A 16,507-nucleotide genomic window follows, 5' to 3' on the forward strand; every position below is an offset into this window, starting at 1 on the left:
ATTTCTATCTTGCTCAAATAGACTGTCAGTTACAGGAAACTGAAAGACGGTCCTTTTAGAAAATAGATTAGAGGCTGCTGAATTACAGGGTTTCACCTGCTGATATCTTTCGTTTTCCTGTGAAAAGACTTCCTGCCCTGATTTTCCATTTTTTTCTTTCCTTTCGGCTCAAACCGAACAACCAAAATGACAGAATGTAAAAAGATAAAAGAATAGTCACATTCATCAGAAAAGCAAACCATGAGGCGGCCGGAAGAAAATCTTTCAATACGATGCCAATCGTAATCATAAAAAAATGAATAACCGCAACGGGTGAGACCTTCGCAACGTATGTCCTGAATTTGAATTTGAACACGTGAATGTAAATCATGTTAACGATAATCCAATTTAAAATGATCATGGCAATAGCTAATCCATAAGCCATTCCGACAACACCATAGTCTTGAATCAGGAAAAAGCCTCCGAGAGCTCCCAATCCGAAAATTCCAAGTTGAAGAAATGCCCTGATTCCATCTGCTTTTTTTGCTCTTAGGATTAATACACAACTGTACTGAACAGTTTGAACAATCATCGCAAACATCAGAATAAAGCTTATATTCCATGACGTCACGTACTCAGACCCAACCCATAGCAAAATAAAGTCTTTTCCGTAAACGTAATATAACGACAGGATGGCTCCCATTAAATAAAATTGTAATCTGCCAATCTTAATTGCAAAGTGTGTTAGTTCATGTTTATCAGCACCATTTGTCACCATCTTCGTAACCATAGGAAACAATTTGCTGTTTATCACCCCGGATATATACTGAAAGTAACTGATGATTGTAATGCCAACTGCAAAGACAGCCACCTCTTTTGAGCCAAGAGTTGCCCCGATTATCAATAACCCAACTCTCCATATCATCATATCAGCCAGATTCCCTACGAAAATGAATATAGAATAACTAAAAACCTCTTTCAACAGATTCTTATTGAAATATTTTAATTTAATCTTAAGGTTCAAGTGTTTTCTTGAGAAATAGAAATAGAGCAAGCCGGTACATATATTTAATACCGTATCGACGATGACGATTGAGACTGATTTATACCCCGAGCTCAGTAATACAAAGACAATTGTCAGTCTTGCTATTATTCTGAAGAAGCTAATCAAATTAATAAATGGAAACCTCTCAAATGCCTGAATGTATGCATTGATGGCTCCAATATAGAAGGAAATAAAGATATTAAATAACAGAACTGCCAATAAAAGTTTAGCTGTATTCAATTCCTCGGCAGAAAGTGAGTTTCCGAAAATTCCATCAAAACAGAAATACATCACAGTTCCTGCTAAACAGACAATTGAGGCCAGAGCAGTATATATATATAACGAAAGGCTGATGAAACGATCAATCATTTCCTTTTTTTTCTCAGCTAAGTATTGAGAGACATATCTTGTAACAGCATTCCCAAAACCGAAATCCAAAACGGCTATACTGGCAATAAGTGCTCCAATTAATGAATAGATTCCATATTCCGACTGCCCCAATGATTTAATAATATAGGGTGTAAACAAAACACCAGCTGCTAATTCTAAAAGTAAAATCCCATATGAAGAGATGATTCCAATCTTCACGTTTTTAATGTTCGAAGACATTCAACTACCCTTCCATCTATATATTAATAGGTGTGTATGGAAAATTTGAAGATTTTTGTTTTACCATTATTTTTATCTTTAAAAATGAATGTGGTGAAATAATTTTGTTTTCCACAGCAATAGATTGAGTTTGCTTCTAACGTCCATTCTATTGCTATAAAAAATACTTAACAATGTAGCATGGATAAAAGAATATCTGCTAGCTGCAAATTCATTGTAAATGTGCTTTTCTTTTGTTAAATGTGCATTGAAATACATTTTTATGATCTTTTCCATTGTAATGACTTTGAACGTATTCAGGCTCCTATTGCTTAAAGACAGCTCGTTGCGGTCGATATAGTTTAAAATTGTAAGGACAGCATAGGAATAATCTTCGAGACGTTTCCATCCTTTTTTCGACGTTATGGAGCCATTTCTAACTAAGTAGTTATACAAAGGTTTATTTACAAAAGAGATTGTGGCGCACTTTGTAATCAGTCTGAAGATCGGAAACCAATCCTGAGTATACCTATCCGGTTCAAAGTACAGTTTATGCTGATCAATGATGGACTTTTTTATTAGCTTATTCCAAACTACACCCATCAATTGGCAATTTATGACCATATCCGCTACTTCCAACCCCGAATATACCTTTTCAGGTTTTACCTTTAAAGATACTCTATTTATTTTTCGGGGATGTGAAGTGTTTACTTCGCTGTGACCACAAATCACCATATCACTCTCATCTTCGGTAATTTTCTTTATCATTAATTCAAGCATATCTTTTTCAAGGTAATCATCTGAGTCAATAAACAAAATGTAGTCGCCCTGGGCAATTTCAAGTGCTGCATTTCTCGCTACTGAAATACCCTGATTCTTTTGATCTATTAATATCAAATTATTATGGGCTGATTTGTAATCATTAATTATTTTTAGGGATTGATCAGTTGATCCGTCGTTCACTACAATAACTTCAAAATTTTTGTGAGACTGGCTGAATATACTTTGCAGACAAGTGTCGAGATAAGATTCAACATTGTATACGGGCATGATTATTGAGATCATTTCATACTCCTCAATTATTATTGAGACATAATTTCGTACAGTTTATTTAGTTCTTCCTTTTTGCTGTAGTCCTTTGCCATGCAATTGGTTGACAGGCGTTCCCTGAACGGATGATCAGATATTAGTCTTTCAATACCTTCAACTAGTCCTTCAATGGAAGCTTCAGTGATATATCCATCTTCTCCATCTATCAACTGAGCCACGGCAGTGGGATAATTAGAGATCATCACTGGTTTTGATAAGATTTGCGCCTCAAGCACTGTCACTGCTTTTCCTTCATAGCGGGAGGGCTGAACGTATAAATCTGCTGACTGAATGTAGGGATAAGGGTTATTTTTCTTTCCGAGCAAAATAAAAGAATCTTCCAAATTATACAACTGAATCAGCTTCTTCAATTTTTTTTCTTCGCCTCCGTAACCGACAATATACCAGCTAATCTTTTGATTGCCTTTATCCCTTAGGACTTTTACAGCTTCTACAGCCAGGTCGATGCCTTTTGCATATGACAGTCTAGCAACAGTAACAATTTTAAAGCGATGATCGGTCAGCAAAGGATTTATTACTTTTTCTTTGGACATATGTTTGATAAAGTCAGGAGAATTTGTATTTTCGACAACCAAGACTTTTGGTGAAAGCTGAGGATATTTAGTCAAGAAAGCATTTTTACACTCATCAGAAACAGCTACAATATGATCAAATTCTTTCCACACGATTAAGTCTTCTATAATATCTGTTTCAATTTTTGAGTAATCTGTATGGATCCAAGCCACTTTTTTGTGAGCATTCACTTTAAATGCCACGAAATCATGCGGCCATAGATAGCTGATGGCCGTATCATAGGTTTTTTCTAATTTTGGAAGGTGTTTTATAGAATATTTCCACATAAGCTGCATTTGTATATAACCTGATTCAGTCATCTTTTTCAACCTTCGTCTGTAATCGGCGATTAATTTTGCCCTTAACCTGCCAGCAGCAAGAAGAAATTTTCTTTCATTGAGCAAGTTCATGACTGGCTTTCGAAAAGATGTATAATCAGGAACTTCTTTTAGTAAGTTCACTTTTTCAGGCAATGAGTCAAGTAAATCACCTGTATGACTGTAAAGCATCAGGTCAACATTGAACTTTGTATAATCAAAATGATTCAGCAAATTTAATAAACTTCTTTCAACGCCTCCAATTTCCATGTCGTAATTCGCTATTAAGACATTTTCCATACAGAGCCTCCTATCATTTCATGACGTCTCTTATTCTGGCAATATTATTTCCGCCAATTAGTTTAGAAACACATACTTTTAAATAACTTTTCATCCTCGCTCTGAAAGGAAGCCAGCTCTTATAAAAGTAATGGATGGTATACGTGTTCTCGGTCATAAATTTTCTACTGTTAATATAATCATATGGCGAAAAATAAGTCTGTGGATAAAAGGCACCAATCTCCTCGATTATCTGAAATTTACCGTTTAACAGCAGGCTTTTGCTTTGCAATAAATTAGTGACTGCTGCTACATTTGTTAAACTATCGTAAGACCCGTCTTTCTTAAGAAAGGATTTATTTTCGTATGAGTCTAAAAATTCTTTTATAAACTTGTTTTCTCTCATTGCCCCAATTGTACTGGTAGCTATAAAGTTTTCCTGCTCAAAACCCCAAAAAGATTTGTGCATAAGCATCTTTTCATCAAATGGTTTGAAGACCTCAACATCTGTATCCAAATAAATTCCACCATAATGGTACAGAACATAAACTCTCACATAATCACTGACAAAAGCATATTTACCTGCTTTGTACGCTTCTTTTACATATGAGTTTAACTGGACATCGAACGTCTCCTCATTCCATTCCATAATTTCATACCCAATCAGGTTTTTTCTCCAGCTTTGAATGCATTTTTTTATGATTACTGGTTTTTCTTTTTTTCCAAACCAGCAATAGTGGATTAGCTTAGGTATATGAATTGTTTGTCTTGCTGCATAACTTTCCATTTCCATACTCCTTTCTGCCAATTCGGCAAACCTAAGTGTTTAGAAGTTCAAATAATCACTGCCATAATTTAATCCAAAACCTATAACGTGCTCGTAATAAAAATACAATAAGTAGCAAATGAGGATTCCGAAATAGATTAATCTTTCGTATTTTTTTTTAAACAATTTAACCAGCCAGGACAGCAGAATCAAGTTATAAAGGCCAAAATATATATTAAATCTGGCAAATATCCAGTTTTGTGTAGCAATAATCATAAAAAGCACGCTGATAATGGATAAATTTACGATGATGTCGCTGTGAGGCCAGATCTTTCTTAATTTATCCCTGCCTAAATATGCAATCATTACAGGTACAGCATTAACGAATACACGGATAATGCTGGCACCGCCTTCTTGAAACTCGCTGTATTGTGCATATTGAGTATTGCTTATGGCAGAAAATAGAAGGCTTGAAAATTCGTTAAACCCGGCTACAATCATTACTGCAGCTCCAAGGAGAATAAAAGTAACCTTTGTCCAGGCTTCTCTTCTGACAATAAAGTATATGGGCAGCATGATTAGAGCGCTTTTATGTACTGTTGATGCGAAGAGAATGATTAACAGAAATTTTTTGAGATGTCCATTTATAATGTATTTTGTGGAAGTAAAGACAATAGCTGCAGCGAGAAATTGTCTTATGCCGTTCATTGAAGTTGTAAACATCCCGGAAGCTATATACACATATATGCTTAATTCAATCATTCTTGAGTAATTTAATAGAACGATCACAATTAACAGATTTGTAATAAGTGCAGTTGTAAAAATAAGAATTTGCGGATCAGATGATAGTTGCTGTAAAAGCATTTGATAAATGTTAAATCCAAAATCTCCGCTGTAATCGATATTGTTCCAGGACAACTGATTTTCTTCAAATGAATTCATGTAAAAAAAAGTGTCTCCAATATTATTCTGAAGACCTGCAACAGCAATTAATGAAATGGCTGCAAATGCCACGAAGATCTTATTAGGTTTAATATAAGTATAGTCACCTATCGCCGGCTTGCTGAAATAACGTCCAAAAAAAGAGAATAGATAGGCCATCCCCAAATTCAACCACATAACAGTCATACTTAAATTCCTTTCACTTTACTTAAAGGCATTGACAGCTTTTTAACGGTCAGAAAATTTCAGGAACAAAAACAAACCTATACCAGCCGGTATAGCTGCTAAAGTTGTCAGTTTTCTTGGTGATTCATTTATAAATTTTTTGTTTTTTATCATCAGACTGCTGGATACATAATGCACAGATTCCCTAAATCTGTCCTTTAATGCAGGTGAATATTCCATGCTGACTTTACGAAAAAATGCAAAACCATTTGGATTTTTTTTATATTGAGTAAACATGTTTAAACTGGAGCCATCAGGTAAATATTCTACATGGCATAAAACTTCGTTCATTAACAGAAGCGGAAGAATTTGATCAATGAGCACATATTTGTAACTGAGCGGACAATATTTTTCTCCGGGAAAAATGGGATAAGGCGGTGTTTTCCTAATTAGATCTGTTCTGTATACAAGTTTCTTGTCTCCCTTTACTTTATATTTTGAGTAAAGGTTGGTTAATGTGGAGTGATGCAGCTTCTTAGGTATGCTTGTTCCTATTATTTCTCCAGAGGGTGATGCATCCAGACCGACAATTCCTGCAAAGCGGCTACTGCCATTTTTCTTCCAAAAAGAAACGATTTTTTCCACGGCATCATCAGACATATAGTCATCAGAGTCTATGCAGACATTTAATTCTGTTTCAATTCTTTCGTATGCTGCATTATGTGCACCATGCATGCCTAAATTATTTTGAAAGTGATAGTCAATTGGAACAACCTTTTCTCTTCTCCAGGCTTCAACAAGCTCTTTTGTATTATCTGTCGATCCGTCATCAATGATCATCCAGATAAAATCTTTACATGTTTGCCTTTTTAGACTTTCATAACACTTATGGAGGGTATATGCACGATTATAAGATGGGGTAAAGACCGTTAATGTTGGTTTCATATTTAAACCCCCACTGTTGTTTCTGATTTTTCAATATAGAACTCTGCCAGCCATTTTGACATACTTGTTGTGTCGTATCCTTTTTCTCTGAGAATTGAGACCGTATTGTTTCTGTTTGGTTTCACTGACAGTATTTTACTGGCCCATTTACTTGCTGGCTCTTTTAGATTTACAAAACTTATGCTTCCGGTGACATTTGTTTCCTTAGTAATGGCAGCTGATGCAAATACCGGTAATCCTGCTGCCTGAGCTTCAACCAATACCACTGGAAGACCTTCGAAAAGTGATGGGAATAGGAAAATGTCCATTGCCTGCATTATGTTAGGTATGTCTTCTCTCACTCCAAGGAATCTTACGTTATCTGAGAGTCCAAGTTTCATCACTTTTTCTTCTATTTCTTTTTTTAGCTGGCCTTCACCGGCAAGCAGCAGAACTGCGTCTGGCTTTTTGCTGCAGATTTCTTTAAAGATATCGATTAAGAATGAATGGTTCTTCTGCTTATTGAATCTTCCAATATGCCCGACAACCAATTCATTTTTTAATTTTAACTCTCTTCTTATTTCTTTCCTTTTATAAACATTGAATTGGAATTCTTCTGCGTTTACTGCATTATTCAAGACCGTGACATCACTTCTGTCTCCAAATAGCCATGTTCCGGCTTTTTTTGAGCAGGCAAAATAGTCTGTAGGTGATTTTTTCATATAATATCTTGCATATAGTCTAAAAGGAAATTTAAAATCTAGCCCTAGGTCACTTAAATGACTATGAGCGATCCTGCAAGGAACATGAGCTTCTTTAGCTGCATGCAAAACAAAACTGCTGTTTTCGTTGTTATGAGCATGTACAATTCTGTAATCTCTGTTTTTCACGAAAAAATCTTTTAGCAGATTGAAATAAAGATTATAGTTCCCGGGTCTAATAGCTGGCATTCTGAAAATCTGCCCGCCAAGCTTTTCAATTTCATCATCATAGTGTCCTCTATCCAGCCGGTGCACCATAAAATCAAACTGAATTTTACTGCGGTCTATTTTTCTGTAATAATTCATCAGCATGGTCTCAAGTCCCCCGCGATTCATGATGGTTACGACTTGAAGCACTCTAATCGGTTTCATTCTCTTCCTCCTAACGCACCTTTTTTCTTAAATATTCAATGGATGTAAGCATGATGAATAAGCCCAGTACGGATTGATTTTTGGCAAAGAAAAAAAACGTCTTCCAGGCCACCGAACAATGCGTTGTATTGAACTGCCTGAGTGAACGTTTCATATGATCACTGCTTATTATTTTTTTCAGTTGTCTTAATCTATCAACAAAAGAACTTTCGTTGGATTTATTGATAGTGTTTAAACCTAACCCAAGCGTATTGAGACTGATGCGATTTTTTAGAACTGCCTTGTATTCGCTTCCCAGATTTTTTTTTTCGATGAAATTTTCCATTAATTGATAGAGAGTAAAAAACTGATCAGTCAAATGACAGTTGTATTTTGTGGTAACCGATGATTCATTTGATCGCCAGTAATGATAAAGCGGCTTATTTATGAAGATGAATGATTCAGCATGATAGACAGCGTGTATGTTAAATAGGGTATCTTCATTGCTGCCGATCAATTTTAGATCTGTAAAGAAAAGCTCCTGTTTTTTAATCAGATCGGCTTTGTATAACTTAGACCACACGGTTCCCCATGAATCAAGATTTTCCGGGGAGGCAGCCTCTTTATCTGTCGGCCCTATAAGCCTTTTCAACAAAACAGATTTCAGTTCAGAACCTTTATATGAGATGAATGGAGGCATATTGAATTTTTTAACATTGGAATGTGTTCCAAATTCACGAACGTAAGAACACATGACAATATCTGTGTTCTCTCTTACTGCCGCTTGATAAAGTTCATGATACATTGAAGGATGAATCCAGTCATCGGGATCAACAAATCCAATATAATCTCCTTGAGCAATCCTTAATCCATCGTTACGTGCATCTGAAACACCATTATTATGTTTATGCACAACAATTATTTCAGGGTGTTTATTTTTGTAATCATTTAAGATCCTGCCGCTTTGATCAGTTGACCCATCGTTAATACAAATGATTTCAACCTCTTTAAATTGCTGATTAAGCAAACTTTCTAGGCATCTTGATAAATAGTTTTCAACATTAAATATAGGAACGATTATACTGATTTTGGGTTTCATTATCTTCCCTCTGCATGTAAGTGTTATAGATTATTTCGAGTTCGTGAATAACAGATGATCTCTCATATTTTAGAAGCCTCAATCTGCTCATCTCTCCAAAATGTTCTTTCTGCGCTTTAAAACTACTTATCTCTGCCATTTTTTCTGAAAAAGTAATTGCATTAAAATCTTGTATGATGAATCCATTCATCCCATCCCTCACAAGCTCCCGATGCCCCCTGTTGTCAGTCGCGACAATTGGGAGGCCGCATGCCATAGCCTCCATTATATTGACAGGAAGCCCTTCACGTAAACTGGAAGCGACGGCCAGGTCACACATGGGAAGGATGTCTGCGATGTCTTTTCTGAATCCAAGGAAATGGACCGTGTCTATCATTCCATTTGCTTCAGCAAACCGTTTACATTCATTCAGAAGAGGTCCCTCTCCTGCAAGCAGCAGCTTAGCGTTCGGTACTTTGTTTTTCAGGTGACAGATCGCCTGAAGGAGAAGTTTTTGATTTTTGTTTTTATTGAATTCTGCTGCGTAGAACATGAGAAAGTCATCTTTTTGATAGCCGTAAAATTTTCTTCTCTGTTCTTTCTCCTCATTAGAAATGGGACAGAATTTTTCCATATCGACTCCTACTCCATGTATGTGTTCAATAGATCCGGCTTTGAACCGGTGCTTTAAGGCGAGATGATAGTCTTCATTGTTAATTGTAAGCAGGCAATCAGTATAAGAAGAAAGCCATTTTTCAACAGGATAATACGTTAGCCAGTTTTGAAGAGGGGCTCCTTTACAGAAATGAAAACCGTGTGCTGTGTAAAGGACTTTCGTGCCTTTTTTGCGTGCATCCCGTGCTGCAAGTCTTGTGAGAACCCCCCCAACAGGAGTGTGGCAATGGATAATGCTGTAATGATTATAATCAATAATCTCTTTCAGCTGACTGTATGCTTCCGTGTTTCTTCTATTAAATGGTGATCTTTTGATCGGCAAATTGAATTTAGAATCAGTATAAGGCAGATCAATGGTTCCTTGAGCAGCTACATGAACTTCCCAGCCATTTTCCTGAAACCATTTAAGTACTGGAAGATGAAAACTTTTGAAATGGTAATCCACTGTTGCTGTAAATAGTATTTTCGGCTTCATTTTTTCATCACCTGCTCAAAACAAAAAACCCGCTGGAAGCGAGTTCTATGCTGATTTTAGTTAACTTGAAATCGACAGCAGTTCTTCCGTTTTAACACGCTGATTGGCAAGGTCTAAAAGCCGTATTCGCAGTTCATCTTTTTGCATTTCAGAAAATGAACTGATGATATCGTGAATTTCCTCGATATAAAGTGTGGCTGTTTTCCCTACATAAATTTTTGGGTACACTTGCTTATCGTGAACTTCATCTTCTTTTAATAGCTCCTCAAATAGCTTTTCTCCCGGTCTCATTCCTGTTACCTCAATATCAATATCATCCAATGTATGTCCTGACATTTTAATTAAGTTTTTAGCGAGATCCATGATTTTGACCGGCTCTCCCATATCGAGAACAAATATTTCTCCGCCTTCTGCCAGCGCACCTGCTTGCAGAACCAGCCTTGAAGCTTCAGGGATTGTCATAAAGTAACGGACCATGTCAGGGTGAGTGATCGTTACAGGACCGCCTTTTTCAATCTGTTTTTTGAATAGGGGAATGACACTTCCTCTGCTTCCAAGAACATTGCCGAACCTGACCGCTACAAATTTCGTCTTGCTGATTGTGTCAAAATGCTGTACAAGCATTTCAGCCAGTTTTTTTGTAGCGCCCATTACACTTGTAGGATTTACCGCTTTGTCGCTTGAAACCATGACAAAAGTGTCAACGTTTGCCCACCTGGCTGCACTGGCAGCGTTTCTAGTTCCGATAACATTATTTTTTACTGCTTCTTCCGGATTGCGTTCCATAAGAGGAACATGCTTGTGAGCGGCGGCATGGTACACAATGTTAGGTTTGTGCAAATCCATAATCTCGAACATTTTCTTCTCATCCTGCAGATCGGCAATTTCAGTAATAAGCTGAATTCTGTTTGATTCTGGCTCTCCTTTTAATTCCATCTCAATAGAATAAATGGAGTTTTCACCGTGACCTAAAAGGATAAGTTTTTCTGGCTGAAAAGGGATGATCTGCCTGCAGATTTCAGAGCCAATTGATCCGCCGGCACCTGTAACCAGTACGGTTTTTCCTGTAACCTTCTCGGATATACTTCTTATATCCAGTTCCACCGGTTTTCTGCCTAAGAGGTCTTCCACTCTCACTTCCCTAATCTGATTCACTGAAACTTTACCTGAAATTAAATCTTCAAGCATCGGAATAATTTGCGTTTTAGCCGTTGTTTTTAAACACTCATTAAATATATTCCTCAGCCCTTTTTTACTTAATGAGGGGATGGCAATAATGATGTTATCAACCTGAAGCTCCTTTACTTTTTCTTCTATGGACTTTACGTTTCCCACAACAGGTATACCCAGAATGTCCAGCTTGTGCTTAGCGGCATTGTCATCTATAAATGCTATAGGACAAAGATCAGTATCCGCACTTTTCAAAAGCTGTCTTGCTACCATTGTTCCTGCAGATCCTGCTCCAATAATGATTGTCCGATTCTTGGTTATTGGATTCGTTATGTATGTATCGCGAACCATTCTCCATAGAAATCTTGACCCTCCAATAAGTAGCAAGTGAACCATCCATGTTGCTGCCAGAAGCCTGAAATCAATACCAGCTTCAGCAACCACTTGTACTACTCCTGCTGCCGCAATCGAAAGCGTAACAGTTTTTAAAATAATGTTCAGTTCTCCTATGCTTGCGTATTCCCATGCTTTGTTATAAAGCTTGAAACGGATTGAAAAGAGGTGATGACAAACAAATAAAGTCAGTGAACTTATTACAAGCGGCAATGTCCACTCAAACATGTCAAGGAGGAATCTGCTGAATAAAACAGCAGAAAGGACAATTAAAGAATCAATAAACACCATGAGAAATAATCTTCTATTATAGGTCATCCACTACTCCTCCTTTTGATTTTTTTCAGTGAGAATGAGTTGAATGCTGTTCACTTTTTTCAGAACCGGAGCTTTAAATTTTCCATCTTCGTTAAGCATTAGCTCAATGACAAATACAGGCTTGAGTTCAACTGATTCCATTTGAACCTCTCCTTTTCGGTCATATAGATTTAAGCGGAGCGTTCCATAAGGTAACTCTCCGCTTAAATCTACATAAATGGGGCATTTAACCCCTCCTCACGTCACCCCAGCGACGACTTGCGTCTAAGGCTTTTCAGCCCACAGCGTGACCGAGTGCCTCCATTGATAACGGACAGGAGACATCACCGAATTCTTAATAAAGAACAAATTGATTGAAAATTTTTATTTAAATTCATTCAGTACGATGCCTAGCAGAGTTGCTCTTGCTGATGTAAGTATCCTGTTTGCTTCTGCTGCTTTTTCTTTATGGGTTTTTCCGTTTTGCACTATAAGAACCACGCCATCACACTCATTAGCCAAAATCTTTCCGTCAACAGCATCCAGCAGAGGAGGACAGTCTATCAGAAGATAATCGTATTGTTTGAGCAATGCTGTGATAAGATCCCTCATTGCCTGAGAAGCGATCAGTTCTGATGGATTATGAGGTATTGAGCCGCTTGACAATACATCCAGACGGCCTATTTCTGTATGGTGAATGGTCTCCTTTAATACTGCGTTTCCAATTAGAACATTTGTCAGCCCTTTATCATTATCCAATTTAAATAATTCGTGCAGGGAAGGTTTTCTTAAGTCTCCATCAACAAGCAAGACTTTATCACCTTGAAGTGCTAGTGAAACTGCAACATTTGCGACGGTCGTAGTTTTACCCTCTCCGTACCCGGGAGATGTAAACAGCAGAGATCTGAAAGATTTGTCGATGGATGAAAACTGCAGGTTCGTAATAATGGTTCTGTACTGATCAGCAATCACGCTGTTTGGATTCATGTATGAGATTAAGCTCTTTTTTCGTTTTGAAACACTGTTAAAAAGATTTTGCACCAAAGCCATCACTCCTTGCCTGCTTATTCTTTATATTGCTTTTTGTTGTATTGCGCTTTGATATTTTTGAGACGGTGCCGAGAACTGGTGCATCAAATATTTCTTCTGCATCCAATTTTCTGCGTATGCTGTCATCGAGAGAATCGAGAAGAAAAACAAGACCCACCGAAATAATTAAACCTGCAGCTGCTCCGAGTAAGATGTAACGGGAGTGATCTTCATTGATTGGGTAATAATTCGGCTTAGCTTCTGCCAGGACTTTCATTCCGTCAATAACAAGAAAATCAGGAATTTCGTCTTTAAAGGTGACAGCGGTTGTATTGGCAATTTGTGCAGCAGTAACTGGGTCCGGATCTATAACTGATAGGTTAATGACCTGTGATGCGCCAATTGTCTCTACGGTGATTTGTCCGCTGAGCGCTTCCCCCGATCGGTTCAGACCAAGTTTTGCAGAAACCTTTTCCAGAACAGCAGGGTCCCTGATAATAACATTCAGAGTGTTAAGTGTATCAGGAGTCGTATTAATGGCTATCCGGGTTGAAGTAGCATAAAGCGGATTTGTATAAAAAAGACTGTAGAATGCCCCCAAAAAAGTAGTCAGAGCAGTAATTACAGCAATCATCCAAATTCTTCTTTTCATCACATTGAAAATTTCCTTTAAATCAATTTCTTTCTCTTTCCCTGCTTTAAGAGGTTCATCATGGAAAGTGTGATTTTTCATAGGTTCCACCTTTCAGCCTTATAAGTTCTAAATAATGAACACAGAACAAAGATTTATATACGTTTTAGTGATTTATGTTACAATTGTAGTTCTTTATAAAGAACGTGTCAAGCGATAGATCTTTATTTTTATGAAAGTTATATAGGGAGCACATTTATATCCAGATATTCTGGTGCTAAATAGGATAAAAATGCTTTTTTTCGTTAAAAAGAACAAAAGTCCCTTGCTTTCTTTATAAAAATCATTCTATCATAGAACTATATTATTTTATATAGAACGTTTTTGTTTCTTATAAAGAAAAAGTCGGATTATTATTCTATCAGCTAAGGCTGATTAAGGAGATTTGAAATGCTTGGTGACCAAATTAGAGAACTCAGACTAGAAAAAGGGTATTCAATAAGTGAATTAGCAGACCTTGCAGGCGTGTCGAAATCTTATCTTAGTTATATTGAACGAAATATCCAGAAGAATCCCTCTTTGCATTTTTTAAAAAAAATTGCTGCAACCCTGGAGGTTGAACTTGAATATTTTCTAGGTCAGGAAAAAGGTAATCCAAATCAAATTGATGAAGAATGGAAAGAACTATTGAGTAAAGCCATCGCAGAAGGCTTAAGTAAAGAACAATTCAAAGATTTTCAAGAGTATATGAAATTCCAAAAATGGAAGCATGGAAAAAAACAGATTTATGAGTTTATGGATCACAATAAAAAAGAATAATGAAGGCCTCTTATCTAAACCTGATAAGAGGCCTTTTATTTACATTCGTTTCATCCTCACCTTCCCGCTAACAACTTCCTCCCCTTTCTGATTCCTCGCATTTACTAAAAATGAAGAAGTATCTCCATTCATTTCTTCTGCAGCTGCTTCCAGTGTAAGCACATCGCCTAAAAAAACCATTCCTTTAAAACGGACAGAATAGTCCCTGATGAACCATTCGTCTAAATAAGGAGAGAACAGCTTCCCGAGGCTGCCCATTGTCCACATGCCGTGAGCGATAACCCCCGGGAGTCCTGCTTTTTCTGCCTCTTCGTCTATGGTGTGAATGGGATTGTAGTCACCCGAGGCGCCGGCATATTTTATGAGAGCGAGTCTGTCGACGGGAGGAAGTGTGAGGCTTCCTAGCTTGGTGCCCGGCCGGAGATCAGCGATAGTCATACGGTTATCCCCTTTCTTGCGGCTTCCGTCATGATGACAGACTGCGTCATTGTGAAGATGACTTCTCCTTTTTCCGTTTCTCCCATTCTTTCAATTGTAAGGATGACCATGCTTCCGCCACTGCCAGTCCGTTCTTTGCAGTTTGATAGTCTCGAAGAGCACCAGATTATTTCGCCTGCGTAAAGAGGGCGCTCGTAGTGGAAGGTCTGTTCGCCGTGGATTAAACCTTTGGACGGCAAGTTCAGGCCTCCTATTGTGCCGTAGTTCAGAGTGACGGGAAAGGTTACCGGTGCGATATTCCGTTTGAAAGCTGACGTTTCACCTGCATCTGTGTCAGTATATAGCGGATTGTCATCGCCGATTGCGAGGGCAAATCTGCGTATGGCTCCCGGTTCAACCGTGTTTTCCACTTTTTCGGAAGCGCTTCCAATTAAGTGTTTATACATTTGACCGTCTCCCTTAAATGAATTGGCCGATCTTTACGTTTCCTTTGATCAGGTTCCTTGAGAGAATCAGGCGCTGTATTTCATCTGTTCCGTCATAGATTCTCCATAGACGTGCTTCCCGGTACCAGCGTTCGATCGGCAGCTCCCGTGTGTAGCCCATTCCGCCGTGGATCTGAAGGACGCGGTCGACTACTCTGTTGCCCATGTTGGAGCCGTAGAGTTTAGCCATGGATGCAAGGTGCCTGTTGTCTTCGCCCTGGTCCAGTGTGAACGCAGCATTAAGTACAAGCCATTTCGCTGCTTCGATTTCAGTTGCAGAGTCTGCGATTTGCCACTGGATAGCCTGGCGGTCTGCGATTGGTCGTCCAAAGGTTTCGCGCTCTTTTGAATAATCGATGGCCATTTGCAAGAGACGTTCTGCTGCGCCCACTGCCGTTGCGCCTACGATCCATCTTGCAAATCCTATCCATTCGAGGCCGAGCTTATAGCCCCCATGAAGCTCTCCCAGAATGTTTTCTTCCGGAACACGCACGTTGTCAAAGATCAGGGCTGCAGGGCCCCATTCGCCCATTGTGTGAATGTATTCAGACTTCCACCCCATATCTCTGTCAACTATAAAGCAGGTCACCCCGTCACGGCCTGTTGCACGGTGTTTTTCTTTGTCGGTAATCGCAATGACCATAACGAAATCTGCTTCATTTCCGCCTGTGATGAACGTTTTCTCGCCGTTCAACACCCATTCGTTTCCGTCTTTGACAGCGGTCATGCGGATATTGCGGGTGTCAGAGCCTGCTGCAGGCTCGGTCATTGCAAAACATGATTTTTTATCGCCATTAATCGTGGGAAGCAAGTATTTCTCTTTTTGCTCCTCGTTTGCGTAGTAAAGAATATTATCGGCCGATCCTCCAAACCTGAAAGGGACGAACGTTTTTGAAACTTCCATGTGAACGATGGCAAGCATCATTTGGCCGAGGTTAACACCGCCGTACTCTTCCGGTGTGTTGATTCCCCAGAAACCTGCCTTTTTGGCTTTTTGCTGAAGTTCTTCCAGTTTCTCTTTGGATAAGCTCGGACGTCCTTCCAGTTCATTTCTGAGGACTGTATTCTCAAGAGGCATTAATTCATTCTCTACAAATTTTCTGATTGTTTTCTGAACCATTCGCTGCTCTTCTGTTAAACGCAAATGCATGCCATTCACTCCGTTTCTTAAAAATACTAACCAGTTGGTATGTTTCTAGTTTATTTTGAAATTTCAGAAAAAACAAGTCTGAATTCAA

17 protein-coding genes are annotated in these 16,507 nt (G+C 38.3%); 1 reads left to right on the plus strand and 16 read right to left on the minus strand.

Annotated elements, in window-relative coordinates:
• Nucleotides 1-82 precede the first annotated feature (82 nt).
• The 13 genes from ACK1LH_RS10695 to ACK1LH_RS10755 all read right to left on the minus strand — a co-directional run bounded on the left by ACK1LH_RS10695 (nt 83) and on the right by ACK1LH_RS10755 (nt 13,629).
• Complete coding sequence (locus tag ACK1LH_RS10695; RefSeq protein WP_411332987.1) at nt 83-1,633, minus strand: lipopolysaccharide biosynthesis protein; 1,551 nt, start codon at nt 1,631-1,633, stop codon at nt 83-85.
• A gap of 78 nt (nt 1,634-1,711) precedes the next feature.
• Nucleotides 1,712-2,677: a glycosyltransferase family 2 protein gene (locus ACK1LH_RS10700; protein ID WP_411332989.1), complete on the minus strand. Its 966-nt coding sequence runs from the start codon at nt 2,675-2,677 to the stop codon at nt 1,712-1,714.
• 17 nt (nt 2,678-2,694) lie between these two features.
• Nucleotides 2,695-3,891, minus strand: a complete 1,197-nt coding sequence (locus ACK1LH_RS10705) for a glycosyltransferase (RefSeq protein WP_411332991.1) — start codon at nt 3,889-3,891, stop codon at nt 2,695-2,697.
• Nucleotides 3,892-3,904: 13 nt separating this feature from the next.
• Nucleotides 3,905-4,657, minus strand: a complete 753-nt coding sequence (locus tag ACK1LH_RS10710; protein ID WP_411332992.1) for a glycosyltransferase family 32 protein — start codon at nt 4,655-4,657, stop codon at nt 3,905-3,907.
• Between the two features lie 39 nt (nt 4,658-4,696).
• Nucleotides 4,697-5,764, minus strand: coding sequence for an EpsG family protein (locus ACK1LH_RS10715; protein ID WP_411332993.1), 1,068 nt, complete (start codon nt 5,762-5,764; stop codon nt 4,697-4,699).
• A gap of 42 nt (nt 5,765-5,806) precedes the next feature.
• Entirely contained in the window at nt 5,807-6,688 is an 882-nt protein-coding gene (locus ACK1LH_RS10720; protein ID WP_411332995.1) for a glycosyltransferase family 2 protein, read from the minus strand.
• Nucleotides 6,689-6,690: 2 nt separating this feature from the next.
• Complete coding sequence (locus ACK1LH_RS10725) at nt 6,691-7,800, minus strand: glycosyltransferase family 1 protein (RefSeq protein WP_411332996.1); 1,110 nt, start codon at nt 7,798-7,800, stop codon at nt 6,691-6,693.
• Nucleotides 7,801-7,810: 10 nt separating this feature from the next.
• Nucleotides 7,811-8,878, minus strand: a complete 1,068-nt coding sequence (locus ACK1LH_RS10730) for a glycosyltransferase family 2 protein (RefSeq protein WP_411332997.1) — start codon at nt 8,876-8,878, stop codon at nt 7,811-7,813.
• A complete protein-coding gene (locus ACK1LH_RS10735) occupies nt 8,841-10,007 on the minus strand; it encodes a glycosyltransferase family 4 protein (RefSeq protein ID WP_411332999.1) in 1,167 nt (388 codons plus the stop codon). The genes ACK1LH_RS10730 and ACK1LH_RS10735 overlap by 38 nt, the downstream gene beginning before the upstream one ends.
• Before the next feature lie 60 nt (nt 10,008-10,067).
• Nucleotides 10,068-11,888, minus strand: coding sequence for a polysaccharide biosynthesis protein (locus tag ACK1LH_RS10740; RefSeq protein ID WP_411333000.1), 1,821 nt, complete (start codon nt 11,886-11,888; stop codon nt 10,068-10,070).
• Nucleotides 11,889-11,891: 3 nt separating this feature from the next.
• On the minus strand, nt 11,892-12,029 hold the full coding sequence (locus ACK1LH_RS10745) for a hypothetical protein (RefSeq protein WP_411333001.1): 138 nt from the start codon (nt 12,027-12,029) through the stop codon (nt 11,892-11,894).
• 222 nt (nt 12,030-12,251) lie between these two features.
• A complete protein-coding gene (locus tag ACK1LH_RS10750; RefSeq protein WP_411333002.1) occupies nt 12,252-12,917 on the minus strand; it encodes a CpsD/CapB family tyrosine-protein kinase in 666 nt (221 codons plus the stop codon).
• The gene (locus ACK1LH_RS10755) at nt 12,892-13,629 is read right to left on the minus strand and encodes a YveK family protein (protein WP_411333003.1); all 738 of its coding nucleotides are present in this window, start codon (nt 13,627-13,629) and stop codon (nt 12,892-12,894) included. The genes ACK1LH_RS10750 and ACK1LH_RS10755 overlap by 26 nt, the downstream gene beginning before the upstream one ends.
• A 348-nt stretch (nt 13,630-13,977) precedes the next feature.
• On the opposite strand from ACK1LH_RS10755, the gene ACK1LH_RS10760 reads away from it, so the two are divergent.
• The gene (locus tag ACK1LH_RS10760; protein WP_411333004.1) at nt 13,978-14,346 is read left to right on the plus strand and encodes a helix-turn-helix domain-containing protein; all 369 of its coding nucleotides are present in this window, start codon (nt 13,978-13,980) and stop codon (nt 14,344-14,346) included.
• A 39-nt stretch (nt 14,347-14,385) separates the two neighbouring features.
• On the opposite strand, the gene ACK1LH_RS10765 is transcribed toward ACK1LH_RS10760, so the two are convergent.
• Genes ACK1LH_RS10765 through ACK1LH_RS10775 form a run of 3 tightly spaced genes read right to left on the minus strand, consistent with a single transcriptional unit; the run spans nt 14,386 to nt 16,419 of the window.
• Nucleotides 14,386-14,784 carry a MaoC/PaaZ C-terminal domain-containing protein gene (locus ACK1LH_RS10765; protein ID WP_411333005.1) on the minus strand — a complete coding sequence of 133 codons (399 nt, stop codon included), beginning with the start codon at nt 14,782-14,784 and terminating at the stop codon, nt 14,386-14,388.
• A complete protein-coding gene (locus ACK1LH_RS10770; protein ID WP_203287303.1) occupies nt 14,781-15,230 on the minus strand; it encodes a MaoC family dehydratase N-terminal domain-containing protein in 450 nt (149 codons plus the stop codon). The genes ACK1LH_RS10765 and ACK1LH_RS10770 overlap by 4 nt, the downstream gene beginning before the upstream one ends.
• A 13-nt stretch (nt 15,231-15,243) precedes the next feature.
• On the minus strand, nt 15,244-16,419 hold the full coding sequence (locus ACK1LH_RS10775; RefSeq protein ID WP_029280889.1) for an acyl-CoA dehydrogenase family protein: 1,176 nt from the start codon (nt 16,417-16,419) through the stop codon (nt 15,244-15,246).
• Nucleotides 16,420-16,507: the final 88 nt, after the last annotated feature.

The organism is Metabacillus indicus (genome assembly GCF_046603695.1).
Lineage (GTDB): Bacteria > Bacillota > Bacilli > Bacillales > Bacillaceae > Bacillus_P > Bacillus_P indicus.